Annotated in this window: 11 protein-coding genes; all 11 read right to left on the reverse strand. The window is 54.3% G+C overall.

The window, feature by feature from the left end; translation table 11 throughout:
• Window positions 1–138 precede the first annotated feature (138 nt).
• Window positions 139–777, reverse strand: a complete 639-nt coding sequence (locus HMPREF0645_RS12555) for a thymidylate synthase (protein ID WP_007175434.1) — start codon at window positions 775–777, stop codon at window positions 139–141.
• A gap of 35 nt (window positions 778–812) precedes the next feature.
• Window positions 813–1646: a DNA adenine methylase gene (locus HMPREF0645_RS12560; RefSeq protein ID WP_007175435.1), complete on the reverse strand. Its 834-nt coding sequence runs from the start codon at window positions 1644–1646 to the stop codon at window positions 813–815.
• A 53-nt stretch (window positions 1647–1699) separates the two neighbouring features.
• Window positions 1700–1942: a hypothetical protein gene (locus HMPREF0645_RS12565; RefSeq protein ID WP_044123702.1), complete on the reverse strand. Its 243-nt coding sequence runs from the start codon at window positions 1940–1942 to the stop codon at window positions 1700–1702.
• Window positions 1943–2128: 186 nt separating this feature from the next.
• The gene (locus tag HMPREF0645_RS12570) at window positions 2129–2413 is read right to left on the reverse strand and encodes a hypothetical protein (protein WP_007175437.1); all 285 of its coding nucleotides are present in this window, start codon (window positions 2411–2413) and stop codon (window positions 2129–2131) included.
• Complete coding sequence (locus HMPREF0645_RS12575; protein ID WP_044123697.1) at window positions 2406–2903, reverse strand: hypothetical protein; 498 nt, start codon at window positions 2901–2903, stop codon at window positions 2406–2408. The genes HMPREF0645_RS12570 and HMPREF0645_RS12575 overlap by 8 nt, the downstream gene beginning before the upstream one ends.
• A complete protein-coding gene (locus HMPREF0645_RS12580; RefSeq protein WP_007175439.1) occupies window positions 2900–4201 on the reverse strand; it encodes a reverse transcriptase domain-containing protein in 1302 nt (433 codons plus the stop codon). The genes HMPREF0645_RS12575 and HMPREF0645_RS12580 overlap by 4 nt, the downstream gene beginning before the upstream one ends.
• Before the next feature lie 27 nt (window positions 4202–4228).
• Window positions 4229–4570: a hypothetical protein gene (locus tag HMPREF0645_RS12585; protein WP_007175440.1), complete on the reverse strand. Its 342-nt coding sequence runs from the start codon at window positions 4568–4570 to the stop codon at window positions 4229–4231.
• 123 nt (window positions 4571–4693) lie between these two features.
• Window positions 4694–11578, reverse strand: coding sequence for a LamG-like jellyroll fold domain-containing protein (locus HMPREF0645_RS12590; protein ID WP_007175441.1), 6885 nt, complete (start codon window positions 11576–11578; stop codon window positions 4694–4696).
• Window positions 11579–11582: 4 nt separating this feature from the next.
• On the reverse strand, window positions 11583–11813 hold the full coding sequence (locus HMPREF0645_RS12595) for a hypothetical protein (RefSeq protein WP_007175442.1): 231 nt from the start codon (window positions 11811–11813) through the stop codon (window positions 11583–11585).
• A 98-nt stretch (window positions 11814–11911) separates the two neighbouring features.
• The gene (locus HMPREF0645_RS14030) at window positions 11912–16000 is read right to left on the reverse strand and encodes a hypothetical protein (RefSeq protein ID WP_007175443.1); all 4089 of its coding nucleotides are present in this window, start codon (window positions 15998–16000) and stop codon (window positions 11912–11914) included.
• A 100-nt stretch (window positions 16001–16100) separates the two neighbouring features.
• On the reverse strand, window positions 16101–16565 hold the full coding sequence (locus tag HMPREF0645_RS12605) for a hypothetical protein (RefSeq protein ID WP_007175444.1): 465 nt from the start codon (window positions 16563–16565) through the stop codon (window positions 16101–16103).
• Window position 16566: the final 1 nt, after the last annotated feature.

Below are 16566 nucleotides of genomic sequence, written 5' to 3' on the forward strand. Positions count from 1 at the left end.
TAAATCCGGCAAAACGAAATGTGATGCTCTGATAAAACGAAATGTGATTTTTTCAAGCAAAACGAAATGTAATAAAATAAAAACGCACACAGCACAAAAGAGGTCGATTTGAATCCAATCATCAAATCGACCTTTTCTCTATACATTAAGTTCAAACTTCACATTCTCATTTCCGTCAAGTAGTTCTTGTGTTCGTTCTAAATTGCTCTCATAAATGTGTACATTAGCAAGGTTGAGCGTTATAGACTTCAAAGGAAGCTCGATTTGCCGAGACATCAAATAAAGGTGATAGATGTCAGCAGGGAGCCCTAAATTGGCATCAGAACTGCGTTGATAGGCTGAAATAACTAACTCGCCTTCGTCTATTTGGAACTGCACAAGACTCAGACACGGGGCTTGATTGCTCTCGGCATTGGTTTCTCCAAGAAACAGCACATAATTTTTGCTATTTCGTTTCTCGTTGTTTATCTTCGCAATAAGTGGTGGAAGTTTCTCGAAATAAGTTGGGTAACTATTGACGAGAACGGAACCGCAATAGTCCCACCAGTTAATGCCTGCCTCGCGGTATTTTTCTACCTGTCGCTCTCCTTGCATGAATAGTTGCAGTTCGTTCTTCAGCTTTTTTCTGGCAATGCCGTGGCTTTCAAATATATCAAGCAAGTCGGCAGGTGTAAGCGTGAGTTGCTCGTTAAGGCAGTATTTAATATTGCCTTTTTTGTTATGCTGCATCTTTCCTGTGCGCATAATCTTTTCTAAGATGTCGTGATACTTGTTCATAGTCTGATAGTGTTTAATTGGTTTTTGAACGGTGTTTAACCAGCCTTTTTATAGAGCATCATGTCTGTGTAGGTGGCATTATAGTTCATGTGGGCATTGAATTCCACTTTCGTACATTTCTCAAATGGATTACCCACGGTTTTGTTTCTGCCTACCCAATCGCACAATTCCAATATGGATGACTTGTTGCTCGTGAAATATACAAACGAGTGTCCTGCGAGCACGGTCAGCACATCAAGGTAGTCGGCAAGTCTCCAATACATCTTATAAGTACCGACTTCCGTACTCAGATATGGAGGGTCTACAAAAAACACCACACCTGGTGTATTTTTGTACAGATTGAACACTTGTTTATAGTCTGACGACACAATTGTCAACCCGTCCAGATAGTCACAGCACAAAGGATAATCTGTTGAGCGCACATTATTGTACAAAGCCTCTTTGCGCATCTCATCTATACTCAGACGATACTTCATGGAGAACATAATGGAGGAAGATATTGTAATAAAGTCCAGATACCCATAACACTCCTGATGTTCTCTCAAGCACTCAAATACCTGTTCTCGTGCTTCTCCCGTGATAGGCTTATGTTTTGGTATTTTACGCACAATCTCTCTTAGTTTCGCAAGCAGCTCGTTTGTCTGCGGTATATGTTCCAGCCTTAGCCTGTACCCGTCAAAATCGTTATACACTACCTTTGAATGGGGTTTCTCGCATTTGGTAATATGCGACAGCAAGCCGCTACCGCCAAACAAATCCACGAATGTCGTTCCGTCGGGGAACTGCTCCAACACTTTTCTAAATTCCTTGGCAAACATCCGCTTTTGACCGACGAATGGAAGCGGTGCCGAATTATATTGCTTTCTCATAACGAGAGCAAAGGTCGTGAGTTTCTGCTACAAACAAGAATATCCGTAATCAATCATACTGCAAACAATTTGCAGTCGCTTTGAAAGTGCTTGATAAGGCCATACACCTTCCGTTCGCTCACGGCATATTTGTCAGAGAGCACAGCCACGATGTAGGAAACTTTCTCGCCCTCATCAAGCAATTTCCGATAGTCCGCATACAAATCTATATATTCAGCATCCTCTATCCTGACACCTGCCGTATGCAGGTTTTTCAGGAGTTCCCTGTTAATTTTTACAATCTCGACTATCTTCATATCCAATAATTTTAGTATATTTGCATCGCCAATCATTTTTAACAACAATAAGAAACCCATAGGGTGTGGCAGAGGGTATTGGCCCCCGGTCAGCATCCTATGGGTGTGTTGTTAAAATGATTGGCGTCGTATTAACAGGCCGGGGGCTTTTTTTTTAATATCCCTCCCCCGAAGGGACTCTCCTAACTATCCACTATACTTGAAATAGTTGCTTCCAAGCATTCGGACGCTCCAATAGTAGCACAAGGCCACCAAGGCGCACCACATCGCCTTTGCAGGTGCGAAGCCGCTCTTGGCAATCTTCCTGAAGCAGTTCACGAACAGGCGGAGATCAGCCGCCTTCCGGTCGTGCTCGCTGCCTCCACGGTCGTAATCATCGTCGTGTATGCAGCACGCCGCATAGAACAGTTTGGAATACGGTGGAGTGAACCAGCGGAATATGCCGCTCTGGCAACCACAGCCCTTACTCATGGCCCGCCTCCTCTCCGTATGCCGACCAGTCGATGGCATCTTTCTCCTTCCATCCTGTAGCGAGGGTAGTCTGGATATAGGTCATCGCCTTGACATAGAAGTCCGTCAATTCGTCGAGCATTTCAAACTTGCGGTACTGCGGCTGCCCGTCCGTCCCGAACTTGAACGTTACCGGCAAGATTGCCCCTGCAGTCTGCACGGCAAGGTCGTATGCCGACTTGTAGTTGAACTGGTTCTCCGCTGAAAGCCACACGGGCATGTCCTCGTAGGTGAAGCCCGACAATATCGCCTCGTCCACCTTTGCGTTGTACCATGCAAGGATGAGGCCCTTCATCTCCTCCAGCGTAGGACGGTGCCCGAACTCTTGCTCCATATAGTCCGCCGAGCCGTCCTCATGTTTCCGCACGTCCCAGCGGACGCGCCACTTTCCTTTCACGGGGTTAGTGCATTCCAGCAACTCCACCTCCGCACTTCCTTGTACTCTCATCAGCTAAAAACATATTTGGTCCTACCTTTGCCGAAGGTTTCCGTGCGGATTGTCGTCTCGAACGGGAAGCCGTCCGGCAGTTCACTAATCTGCGCGAGGATGTTCTTCATCTCCTCGCTGTTGGTAAAGAACTTCTTTGGCTCGCCGTTCTGCTCGATACTGACGATGCAGCGGTCCTCGCCCTGCTCCGTGTGGATTCCCGTCTCGTAGTCCTTGACCACGATGGGGAGATTTACCAACTCCCTGATGCTCACCACAGCACCAGGGAAACGCTTCTTGCCGTCCTCCGGCTTGTAAGCGATTTTCAAATCCTTAAAAGATTTCATTTGTTTGCCTGTTAATTTATGAAACATATTATTACAGTCGGCATGCTTGGCCATCCCATAGAGGGAGGCTATGATTTCATGCCGTCTCTTTCTTGATTTCACTTCATTAAGTTTCGAAGCAGCCTTTTTTTTGATACGCTTACGCAAACGGATATAGTCAGGACGTATCACATAGCCGAGGAAGTCTATGCCCTCTGTTATGGGGAATATGCGCTCATTGGTCTTCACTTTCAGGCCGATGCCCTCCATCTGGCGGTGCACGACCTCACGTACTTCCCAGAGTTCTCTCTTGGAAGCGGCAAGTACCACACCGTCATCGCAGTAGCGGTAGAAGTGCCGCACACCACATTCGTCCTTCAGTACATGGTCAAGGTGGACAGACAGCAGCAAGTTACCCAGCCCCTGCGAGGAGCGCAGTCCGATACTCAGTCCCCTCGGCATCATACGCACGAAGCCGTCGAGCAGGGTAATGAGCCGCCTGTCCTTGAAGACCCTCCTCACGCAGTCCATAACCGTGTCCTGGTCGATGCTCTCGTAGAACTTGCTGATGTCGAACTTGTAGCAGTAGCGTGTCGTGTCAGGCTGTTCCAGCATATCCCTGTGGATATACGCCAGCAGGTCGTGCATGCCGCGCTCCTTGATACTCGCCGAGGTAGTGCGGATAAAGTGCTTCTTCAGGTGCCTGTCCACCACGGCCATGATGGCATGTACCGCTATACGGTCCTTCATCGTCAGGATCTGGATGCGGCGTATCTTGCCGTTTTCGTTGATTTCACGCTCGCGGTAGTCCCTGACGGTGTAGGTGCCGGCCTTGATACGGTCGCTGAGTTCACGGATGACCTCCTCACGGTGCGCCAGCAGCCATTGTCCCTGCCGGCTCTCCTTCCGCCTGGTACCGCGGAGTACCTGGTCGAACGAGTCCGACATATTGGAGTATTCGACTACCTCCTCGATGATGTAACCTTCCCTGCGCATCTTTTCGTTTTACTTATTTGTTGTTTATCACTTGAAGGCGAGCCTTCCTTTCTCCGGGCCTGAGTTCTTCGAGCCTTGGTGCGGCCTACCAAACTCTACCCGACACTTGATGTTTCGGCTTTCCACTTTATATGTGCTTTTGCCGTGGCTTGTCCCCCTCGGTGCGATATCGAGGGACACGTCCCTCATCATCGTAGAACCGATTGTACAGTTTGCCAGACGCGAACCGACGTCCGCATCCGAGTTCGAAGCATCGTTATTCGCATTCGAACACGAGATACCGTTGTGCGGGTACGCATTGTTGCCACCACGAAAAACAACGCGGAACATGGGGAACTCCACCATAATGCCAGGTGCAAAGGTACTCATTTTCAATGAGGCGGCGTAATTTTACAACCAACATCGACGGGCTTACGCCCGTATCCCGATGTCCTCGTTCCTCGGACATGACGCTTTGTCGCTTCGCTCCCGCTTTCGCGCTTTCGCTTATGCCTACGCAACCTCGCTGGCCGCCTTGTACGCCCCCACGCTCTGCGCCCTCACGATCCGGCCGCGGAAGGCCAGACGCGAACCGACGCCCGCATCCGAGTACGAAGCATCGCTATACGCATTCGAACACGAGATACCGTAGAGCGGGTACGCATAGTTGCCACCACGAAAAACAACGCGGAACTGAGCACCGCTGATATAATACACGTCGGTGTAGTAAGTGGATGATGAGCCGTTTACATTGCCCACTGGGATAACATCCATGTATCTGCCGTGTGCCACGGCTGTTGTCCACCAGCCGTTGTTCGTGCTGCTTTTGACCATGCGGACAGTACCGTCAGGCATCCAGATTCGCCATTTGCAGTAATTACTGCTATCATTGGGCAGATCAACGCCGTCCATCATGTCCCACTTGTGCCCGTAGATGTCCTCATACCCCATGCAGCAGATACTGTTCACCTGCATGACGGCGGCACCTCCATATTCGTCAAGGCTGCGATACCACGCAAATTGGTGTACGCGGTTGTCAATAAGGCTGTTCGTTACACCGTTGTTCACGCTGCTCGCCTCCGTATAGCCGATGGTGTCCCGCATACCGTAACCTGCGGTAATTCCCGTAGTGCGTGTATAGGTATGCTCCCCAGCTCCGCACTGTTCCTGGGCATCTCTGCGTCCGTACCGTGCATAGAATAGGTTGGCAATGCGGGAGTGCATTAGCGCGTCTATCTGCTGCATGCCACGCTGAACACTGTAATAATGGAAGTCCGTCCACGTCATACCACCCGTCGTGCTGCCGCCGGTAACGGCCGCACGTAGTTTGGAACCGATGACCGTAGAGCCGACTACGGCACAGAGATGCTCGTCGTTCGCCACCCATTCCGGCTCCATGTCCTCTATCCGCATGCTGTTACTTAGGACTACGCAGTCGAACTCCGCCGTGTTCAGGATGGTGAAGTGCAGGTTCACGGCCGTCGCCGGCACGTCGGCAATCAGGTACATGCCCGCCTCGAACTTGTTGCCGATGGTCGGAACGACAACCGACTTCACGACCTTGCCCTCCGCGTCCACAAACACCGAGCCGATGAGGTTCGTGCCGGGAACGCTTGGGAAGCGGACACGCTTGAAACCTTCCACACCTACCTTGCACACGCTGTAAGTTGTATCGTTCGTATAGGAGTTCTGCAGCGTCTCCTTGCCGCTCGTGATTTTCTTGCCCGGCAATACGCCGCCCTGCGTCCTCCTGATGTCCTCCAGCGTCAGCACGGTTGCCTTGGGACTGTCCGGCTTGTGTGCGGCATCGTTGCTGCTGTAGCAGCTGTAGTGCTTTCCCTTCAGATAGTCGTTGATACCCTTGCTCCAGAAAAACGGCTCGTACATCATCCAGTCGCCTTCCGTACCGTCCAGCTTCGCCTCCGTGCCGTCTGCGTACTTGTTACTGTTGGCATCGTCAAGGGGGTAGTAAGTCATCTCGCCGTCGAGATTGTTCACCGTCGTATCCTGCCCGGCCATGTTCACGTTGCGCGTGGTGGCTTTCTTGGTGACCTTTGCCAGCACGCGGTGCCGTTGTTTCAGAATGGCCGTAACATGGCCGCTGGGTATGTAGGCCGTTCCGTTTCTGTAGCCCGTGCCGTTGTCAAGGTTCGTCACGTTGGCGTCGTCGGCCACTGCGTCGTCGAACTCTATCACCGTGTAGTCCGGCTGTCTGATGTTGAGCTCCGGGAATTTTTCGTGCATGGCAGCGTATTCACCGTCTTCCATATATGCCGTAAGGTGCACGGTACCCACAAGTGCGCAGTAGTCCACGGCATTACCTTCCGCATCCACGCCCTTGAGTGCCTTGTACTTGGCGAGCAGCGTACCGTCATCTTTCATGTCAATGCCCTCGATGCGTACGCGCTCCACATTTATACACCTGCCGATGATGGTTTGCCAGTCCAGATTCGGACAGACGGCAAAGCGCAGCGTCTTCACCGTGCGCCAGTTCTGCAGTGTCAGTCCGCTGTCCTTCAGTTCCGGCAGATACTCCAGCCGGAGCGTCTGTATGTTGCCACCCAGCTTGAGTGTCTGTGCCGGTGCGCCCGGTGCAATCAGCACGGCCTGTACGTCCACGCCCCGTGCGTCCAGCGTCTTCAGTCTTGTCTGCGGCGTGAAGTCCAATTCCTGGCTTGACAGCGTACCCGTCCTGGCGTTCGTCTGTCCGTAGAGATTGATGTCCGTCAGCTGGCGGCACTGGTCAATTACCATGCACCAGCCCGTCGAGCCGCTGCCGGCCGTCTGCATGTTGAGTTTCCTGAGAGCCTTGCACTTGTTCAGGTTCACGTCGCCCGTCAGGTTGTCCGCAGCCCCGCGCATGTCCAGCTCCGCAATGCGGCTTGCGCCATAGATGCGGATAGGGTCGTTTACGGTAAAGGCATTCGCAAAGGTCAGCGTCACCTTGCCGCCTTTCTCCGCACGACGGCTTGCCTGCAGGTGCGGGGCATTGTTCGTGCCGTAGCCGAAGTAGTATAGGTCGCCGGCCGTCACCGTTATGGTGTTGGCCGGAGCGTCAGCCTTACGGCTCATATACATATCGATGTTGTCAGAAAGGAAGTTGCCCGTCTCGTATTTCGCGTCGAGCAGGGAAAAACGGTTCTTGATGAACCAGTGCCGGAACGCCTGCTTGTCGCCCTTGAGCGCATAGATGTAGGGGTACTTCACCAGCTGTCCTTTCACGATCACGCCTTCCGTCTGCGGCTTGATGTACTTCAGTGCGCCGCTCTTGTTGTAGGCACGGCCACACCAGTTGCCCTGCTGCTCCTTATCAAACACCTCACTCGCACGCTCCTCCGTCAGGTAGGTTCGCATCTTTCCCGACATCCTGACTATATCGTCCTTCAGGTTGGCCAGTACCAGGCACCACAGCCAGGAGTCGTATCCCTCGAAGGCATACTTCGACTTCTCCGCGTCCCAGGTCTCACGCATCACGTCATAGAGGTATGCCAGCATGGAGTCGTTGCGGTCACCCTGCTGCGTGTCGCCGTCGTAGTAGAGGATATACCACTTCAGCAGGTCCCATGTCGCCCATATCATGTTCTTTGCCCGCTGGTCCACATTGGCGAAGAAGTCCGTGAAGAGCCACCAGCACAGCAGGAAGTCCTTGTTGATGTACTGTCCAAGCTCGCTTTTGAACTTCTGCGAGACGAAGGTGCTGATGTCATCCGGTGTCGCGCCGGACGGCACGCAGTCCCTTATCCAGCCCCACAGACGCTTGAAGGCACCCTTCTGCGCCTCCGTTGCGGTTGCCCATGTTATGTCTTTCGGGTAGTTGAACTCCAGCGCATTGTCGAACTCTGCGACCGCCTGCGCATCAAGGTCTGCCTTCCCCTGGAACAGGCACAGGGGCTGCGTATTGTTCAGGAACTCGAAGGCGACCGCTTTCTTCGGGTCAAGCCCCTCGACGCCCTTCATCCCGATGATCTCCTGCCAGTCGCTCTTGTCATGGTTGAGGTTGTACTGTCCGTAATAGGCAGGCGTGTCTTCCATGCTCTCCGCGGAGAACACGTCGATGGGGAAGCCGTCAATGGCCGTGCGCACGCTGCTGTCCGTCTGCTGCGCCGGCGTGAGGAAGCCCAGTGCCTTCATCATGTCGTTCCACAGCTTCGCACCGCCGGTGTTCTCTACCATCGAACTGTCAGAGTAGTCCGCCTTGGCGCACAGCACCTTCACTTTCTTCTGTCCGGGTCGCAGGGCTACTTTCAGTTCCTCCTGCTTCACGCCGTCCACATACATCTCCGGAGTCTCGCCCTTGGCACAGTAGATGCGGTAGTTCTTCGTCGGGTACTTCGTCGAACTCGTGCCCTGAATGCGGACATAGACATTCTTCAGGTAGACATGCCGACCGTCGGGCAGCCATAGGTGCACATCGGAGAGGAAGTCCGCCTTCTTGTTGTTCTCGGCGTTCACAGGGTCAAGTCCTCCCTTGCGCACCACCAGCATGATGCCCTTGCCCTTTTTGCGCAGTTTCTCGAACTCGATGCTCCGGCCATCATCGCCCAGCACGTCATTCTCCTCGAAGAGTGCGGCCATCTCGTCCAGTGTCCGGCGGTCTATGATATGGTTGTCCATCTCCTCATCGTCGGTCAGAGCACGGTCATAGACCCTGACGGTGCGTACCTCCACGTCCGCGCCGGAACTGTCGATGGTGATGCCCTCCGGGCTGTCCTGCATGAAGTTGTCGCTCTCACCGTAGATGTCCGCCGCGCTCCGCGTGCCGTTCACATACAGTTCCATCAGCCTGCCCTCGGAGCGTTTGCCGATGACGAAGGCTATCTTCACCCACATGTCTGATCCGTACTGTCTGCCCACGCCGACCTGCTGGGTGGTCTTCCCGCCGTCCTCGTCGGCTACTTCCTTGGTGGAACCCGTGTACATCATCGCCTTGTCGGCCGTTATCCGGAAGCCTTTCGTGCCGCTCATGCACGACACCACACCCGCGTCCTTGTCCGTGATGTTGGACACTTTCATTTCCACCTCCACCGTGCAGCCTGCGGTGGCCGCATCGGAGGTGAACGGCATAAAGGCTATCTCTGCCTTCGCGCCATTGAGCAGCTTCAGCGCATCGCCCGTCCAGCCGCTCGTGTTCCAGTCCACGCCGTCGAATGCCGTCTTCACGCTGCCGTATTCCCAGTGTGCCGGATCTGCCTCGCCGTTGCTGCGTCCTGCCGCGCTGAGCTTCAGCTTCAGCCCAAGCGTCGCTTCGCCGATGTCGATACCACTCTTCTCCACCTCGATGTCAAGGGGATATTCCGTCGCACCGCATACGAGCCTCATTTTCTGTGTGCCCTGTGCCGTGAAGCGGTTGGTGTAGGTCTGCACCGTCCTCGGAACGCTCACGTTCTGTGTGGGAGTACCGTTCATAAAAACGGTCATGCCGGCAGGTGTGCCGCCTGCATCATAGACGGCATACTCGAAAGAGAGCTGCTCGTACTGCCCGGTCTTCAGCAGCGGGGTCAGGTGGTTGTCAGTAAGGATGCGGCCGTCCCGGAAGACATGTTTCGTGCCGATCAGCGGCCGACTGCTCCCAGCCTTGAAAATATCCATGTAGATACTCTCGCTGCGCAGCGTCAGACCGCCCCCGGCTTCCATCTCCGCCACCAGCTGCACAGTATGGCGGCCTACCGCCAGAGGGCGCATCGGAATGGAGAAGCTGCCGTTGGTGGTACCGCTGCGCGTTACCGTGCGGTTCTCGTGCTGCTTGCCGTCCACGTAGAGGAATACGGTCTTCGTGCCTGTTCCCTGCACGGTATAGGGTATCACCGCACTGTCGCCTGTATCATAGCCGCCTCCGGCTGTTCCGTCCGAGAGGGCATAGTCGCTTCTCAGCGTCAGGCTCACTGCCTTCACGTTCACATAGGCCTGCTTCGCCTGAGGCTTTCCCGTGTCGGGGTCTGTCGCCGTGGCTTTTACATAGATGTCGGTCGTACCCGCCTGAAGGTATTTGCTAACATTTAAGGTGTAGGTACCCCGGCTTACATTCTCAATGGTCTGTCCGTACACAAGGATAGAGCCGCGCAGGACGCGTATCTCGATGGTAGCTTTCTGTCCGGTGGTCTGCCCGGCATCCTCGCCTCCCACATACAGGTGGTCGTAGCTGTAGGTCAGCACGCAGTCACCGCCTTCCTTGATGACATTGTGGTCTACGCCGGCACCCAGCACGATCTTGGCGGAAGACGTTTCCCCACCGCCACCTCCTCCGGCGGCCAGCGTGAACTGGGTAATGGCCACGCCGCTCTTGTTCTTCAGTGTAACGGTCTGCTTCCCGTCTTCCTCGGTCACATCGCTGTCGAAGAGGGTGCCGGCTTCTATCTCGCCGATTTTGCCGGTAATGGCACGGTTCTGCACGGGGTTCGTGCTGCCGGCATCGAGCGTCTCGTCCACCTCGGTCTCGTTGACCGTGAGACTGATGTTGCCCTGGCTGTCGGGAGTGCCCTTTTGCCCGTTCAGCGTTACGCTCTTCACTGTTCCGCCACCGCCGAAGTCGTCCCAGCTGCTCTCGCTCTCCCAGGTCGCCAGGTTGGTTCCGGCAAACTGCTTGGTTTGGTATTTCCCTTGAGACACTTCAAAGGTAACGCACCGCCCCTTGGCGCGCAGTTTGTCCTCAACAGTCTTGATAGCCGTAGCCAAAGTGTAGTAACCCTCTGCCAGCGGGTATTTCTCACTCACATTGATGGTGTTGCCGCCACCCGTTCCACAGGCTTCGGCAAGCGTTCCGTCCTGTTCGTTCCATGCGTAGAGCACGGAGCCAAGCAGGTAGAGTTTATCCTTCTGTATCTCCTTTCTGTCCTCGGTGAGGTAGAGGTCAGCGCCCTGCCAGTTGCCGTAATACTTCCCCTCGCGCTTTCCGGCAAACACCCCCTTGGAGGCTATGAAGTACACACCGGCTACCGCCGAGGCACTCTGCTGCTCAATGGTGGCGTCTGCCAGTATGCCGTCAAAGCGCGCCGTGGCTCCGTTCAGGGCTTGTACTGCCACATCTTCGTACCGGTCGATGACCTGCTGGGCGGAGTCTTTTACCGCAGCAAGGTCTTTCGCAGCCTTGTTTGCAACCTGCGCGGCCGCCTGTGCTTCCTGTGCCTTCGTGTCGGCATTGGTGGCAGCCTGTGCTGCTTTTTCCGCCGCGGTATCTGCCGCCTTCTTGGCGGCCTGCGCCTGTGCTGCCGCATCGGTTGCAGGCTTGCCCAGCAGACTTATCGGAGCGGTCACCAGTTCCTCGCCGCGCATCGCCGGCAGGGTCTTCACCCCGTCGAGGCTCTGCACCTCCTGCAGCTCGGTTACACTCTGGCTCTCGCTCTTGATTTGCGAGAGTATGTCCTGCTTCAAATCCTGTCTTTCCTGTTCTGTCAGTGCCATGTCGTTATGATTTATATTGGTTGAACTTCTTTCTTGTCTTCAGATAATCTGGCTCCGCCTGATGAGCGTATGCCTCGCACTCAAAACTGATATGTCTGTAAGCCTCGTGCCGCTTCGGGTATCTTGGCAGAAGCCACAGCCATTCCAGCACATACAGCACATAGAACGGCACATACAGCAGCTCGCGCATCTGTGCCGTGTGGATAGCCTCGTGGTTCAGGTCAGTGTCCGTCATACGGTACCCTTGACCATCACCACGCCGAAAAGATTGATGGCCTTGAACCCCTTCGGGGGCAGCAGCCGGTTGTAAACAGTCTTCATGCTTATATCTTTTTAATTTTGCCTGTTGATGATTCTCGCCGTATATTGGGTGGTGAAACCGTCTATCTGCACAGTGCGCTCCGGATCATACACCAGCAGCAACTCCACAGTGTCTCCTTGTCCCATTGTCATATCTCCCCACTGTTCGCCATTCCAAGTGGTAAGCAGCGGATAGTCCTCTTTGTTCCAGGGTGTCTCCTGCTTGCTGTTCTTGGTCTTGTTCCGGCCGAATATCACGAAGTCTCCTGCTCCCAAGTCAGAAGAAACAGTCAGTCGGAAGGCAAACGGCGTGTTCGGGCCTATGCCCAGAGTAGAACGCATTGCAGGAAGACGAGGAAGTGCTATGCCGGAGTTGCCTGCTGTACACGCCACAATCAGGCGGTTGCTGTCCTTTATCTCCACATCATAGATGGTATTGGCTTTGTCCACCTTCACCTTATCAAAGCGGAATCCGTCCACGAAGCCATTCAGTGCACCGCTTCCTTTCCCTGCGAAGGCGAAGTTGCCGCTCATGGAATTCTCTATGTCGAAGATGATGCCATATTTAGGTAGAAAACCCCATTTCTTGCCGTTGCTGTCAGTATAGTCTGTTGCCGTGTCAACAAGCCTTGCGAGCATAGGCTGTCCAAGACTATGCCACGTTCCGAAAATCGCCTGTCGGTCTTTGGCGTTGAAGCCTATCATCGTGTCATACAGGAACAAACCATACCTGTCATCCACAACTTTGTAGCTACCGTCCGGCTGCAATACACGGCTTGACACACCGATATGGTTCCCGCTGATGGCAAAGCCGCCAATGTATCCTGTCTCAGCATTGACCTCGCCGCCGAACTTTCCGTTCTTTGCCTCAATACTGCCATCGGGGAGTATCCTGAAGTTCCCATTCGCAGTTACCAGTCCTTCCAACTTGATATTGTCGGCAAGCAGCTTGATGACGGTCCTCGTGTGTCCTTCGGCATCGGTCTCTTCCACCGCTACACCGATGAGCGCCAGTTTCCCGTCGGGACCTTGTGCATAGACACCGCTACCTTCAGCCTTTACCATGATGCCACTCTCGGCAAGCACACGACCGTCCTTATCGAAGTTCTGTGCTGCGATTTTCACAAGTTTCTCGCTCTGTTCAAAGAGCGTCCGGTACTTGTAGGTCAGGCTCTCAATCTTATCCGTGCTCAAGATGAGCATGTAGAGGTAGATGTCGCCTGTGAAGCTCAGTTTGAAATCTCCCGTACCGTTCCAAAGCCCGTTGCAGGTGTACTGCTTGTAGCCGTTGGTAGGTGCAAGCACTTCTTCGACCTCCAGCGAGTTGAAGTTCTCAAAGCCGGTCTTATCGACATTCTCGAATCTCACTTTCAATGTGCCCTCGCTGGCGCAGCGGTAGAAGAAGCTCAGGTATACGGGCAGGGCTTCTTTCTTACCGTTGCTATTCGTGTTCATAGGTGGCACGCTCTTCAGGCTCGCGTTCTTCTGTGTGATGTACTTGTTCCTGATACGCACCACGACACGCCCGTCATCTTTCGTAACGCTGGCACCGTCGCCTTTCTTCGTGAGCACCTTGTCGTTGGCCCATATCCATTTATTGCCCACCAGCCAGAACACCGTCTCGTTCTCGGTCAGCCACTTGGACAGCCCCTCATCAAAGCTCGGATTGTTCAGATAGCCCTTGTCGGTGGCAAAGTCCTGACGCAGCGCGCTCACGCTGCTTGCTATCTTGCCCTCGGTTATCTCGAACTTTGTCTTGATGTCCTCACCCGTAACAAGCAGGAAGGTTCCGCGCAGATAGGCATTGTCGCTGTACAGACCGTTTCCATGGGGTTGGTTGTCTGATGGAAACATGTCATCCTTTATACCGTCCAGATTGCCCAGTCTTGCACGCAGGCTTCCCTTGAAGTTCTTGCCCTTCACGCCGTCCATCACATCCACCCTCGGCTGGCCGTCCTCGGTCGCCGATATGAGTATCAGGTTTTGGCGCAGCGCGTTCTCGGTGTTGCCCATCTGCACGCACTCGTCGGCAGCCTCCGGCAAAGAAGCGTCGAACTCGCTTTCCTCCACCAGTACGGAGTTTCCTTCCACGGCAGCCACCTCCACCCAGTAGCTTTTCAGCCGCCCTCCGGTAAAGGTCGCACAGCGCATCAGGTCATGAGCCTCGAAGGTATTCTCCTGCTCGAAGGTGATACGCCAGTAGCCGTCCGTCTTCTCCACGCTTTTTATCTTGCCGTTGGCGGCACTTACCACCAACTGTCCGCCTACGCTGCGCACGCGTTCTATCAGCATTTCAAGGACAACCATTATCTGACGCACGGTCAGCTTGTCGAGCGTCAGGTTCGCCAACCCGTCCTTGTCTATCCACAGCTGCCAGCCCTCACCGGCCATACCGTCCCTGAACCTGGCACTGCGCAGCAGCTCGCGCACCACCAGTGTCAACAGCTCCGCATTACCCTTGCCGTCAAGGCGGCCGCCCTGGGTTCCGGACTCGAAGTCCCCAAGGTCCAGTCCCTCGTCAAAGATGATTTTCTTCTTGGCGCGGTCCTCGCTGTTCTTGCTCAGGAACTCCTTGTGCGTCCGCCTGGCACTGTACAGGTTGGTATCTGTCGGCTGTGTCGTATCCCAGCTGCGGATAACGTCGGGGACATTGATACCGCCGACAAGCGTTCCAGCATAGTTCTTCGCGTCTGCGATGGCACTGTCCACCCTGGCCATCGTACCCGTCGAGAGGGCATCGCTTATCTCGAGGTCCATCTGCCCCGGCTCATTGACCTTCCGAATGATTTTCGTAATACGGCTCGACCGGTAGCCTTGCCCGGGGAAATACTCGCTGCTCTCCAGCCGTATGCGCCGCCCTATGAAGAGTTCCGTGCCGGTCTCCTCAATCCAGACATGATCCGTCGGCGCCTTGTACCGGCTCACATCCAGGGCGTGCTTAATGTTGTACTCGTCAACCGCGGTACGGAATTCTTTCTCCGCCAATCCGTAGTACTCGTCCGGCATGCGGATGTTCCACAGGATATACTTGTCCCCAGGTTTCGGAACCAGCGTGCCGCCGGGCAGCTGCGTATCGTCGTTGTAAGGCCATATTGTGATGATTTCAAACTCCTGCGTCTTGCTGTCATAGTTCACCTCGAAGTAATGGTCATTGTCGGCGCCCACCCCGGCAAGCTCGCTGCCCTCCTGAAAGGATACATGTTTCACCAGTCCCCCAATCTCATAGTCGTTGGGGTCGAAGTTCAGGTCGTTGTCTCTGAAGTAGTAAATCGTAAAGGGCTTGCCGTCCTTGTCCTTGACCTCTTTCGAGCGCACGCCGGCCACGACGCCGACACGCCGGGGATAGATGTCCGCAAAGGCTTTCTGCTCGTAGTGGTGGATAATGCCATACCGCTCCACGTTGACATCAACGTACTTAACACCATCGGGCAGCATCAGCCGGCTGTGTCCGTATTTCGCCGCATCAATGTTGCGCGAGCTGCCTATGGGGAACAGGCGTGTATAGAACTTCGCATTGTCGGCCTTGTCGCGGTCAAGGGCCGTCAGTCCCTTGTCATACCCGAGCGTGATTTCCTCACCGTGCTCGCAGCGGCACAGGTTTACAGTCTCTCCCTCTATCCACCATTCCACGCCTACGGCTTCCGCCAGCTCCTTCAGCCCGTCATTGCAGTACTTGCCGGTATAGTCAATGGTCACGTTGTCTGTGCCCTCCACGGTGCCGGCCTTGAAGTTGGTCGTGCCGTCCATGCCGTCATTGATGTTCTTCACGATCAGACGCACATGGTCTATGGGACGGGCAGTCAGCGTGAACACGGCCTCGTTTCCGCCATCGGTATTGTTCAGGATGAGGAAACGCTTGATAAGGCTCTCAATCCCGTACAGGCGGAGGCTGTATTCCCACTCGACGGTACTCTTCTCTGCGGGTACGTACTTCTCCACCGCCCGGTAACGCTCGCCGCCATAGTCGATGTAGTCGTTAACATCGACGGGAATGAACTCGTACAGCGTGAAGGAGAGATTCAGCAGATTGTCCCCCTGTATCTCCTTTTCCTGTGTGCTGCTGCCATCGGGCTCTATGCGCGCCTTTACATTGCCGTAGCTGTCATATAGCGTCAGTATCATTTTTATATCGTTTGAATGGTGTTTGAACAATCGTGCAAATGAGCGCAAACAAGCTCGCTTGATTTGCCGAATGCAGCCGATTATCAGTTTACTAATGATGTTATATTATCGGTTCAGGTTCACGAAACTTGACCTTGTAGCGGCCGGCCTGTACGCCCTCCTTCCACAGGTAGGTCAGCGACCTGTATGAACTGCAGTCCAAATAGAAGACCCTGAGCGTAAGGTTCAGTTCCGTAAAGGTTATCGTCAGCCAGCCGTCCTTGCCTGTTTTCAGGAAGCGGATAAAGGCCATGTAGCTGGCCAGCCACTGCTCCCGTGTCCGGGCATACTGGGCGAAATGAAGCGTCACGTCGCGCTCGGCATTGGCGGGCAACAGTGTCCGGGAGTATTTCTTTCCGTCATGCTCCCGTATGTCCACGCCCACATGTTCCTTTGCCTTACTCGGTGTCAGAATGGCGTTCAGGTTTTCCCTGCCGCCTTTCTTCTCCTCGGTGAGGAACACGCCGTACTCCTTCCAGATGTCCGTGCCGTTGATCAGTACAAGTCCGCCTAATATCTTATCCATA

This window comes from Hallella bergensis DSM 17361 (assembly GCF_000160535.1).
Classification (GTDB): domain Bacteria; phylum Bacteroidota; class Bacteroidia; order Bacteroidales; family Bacteroidaceae; genus Prevotella; species Prevotella bergensis.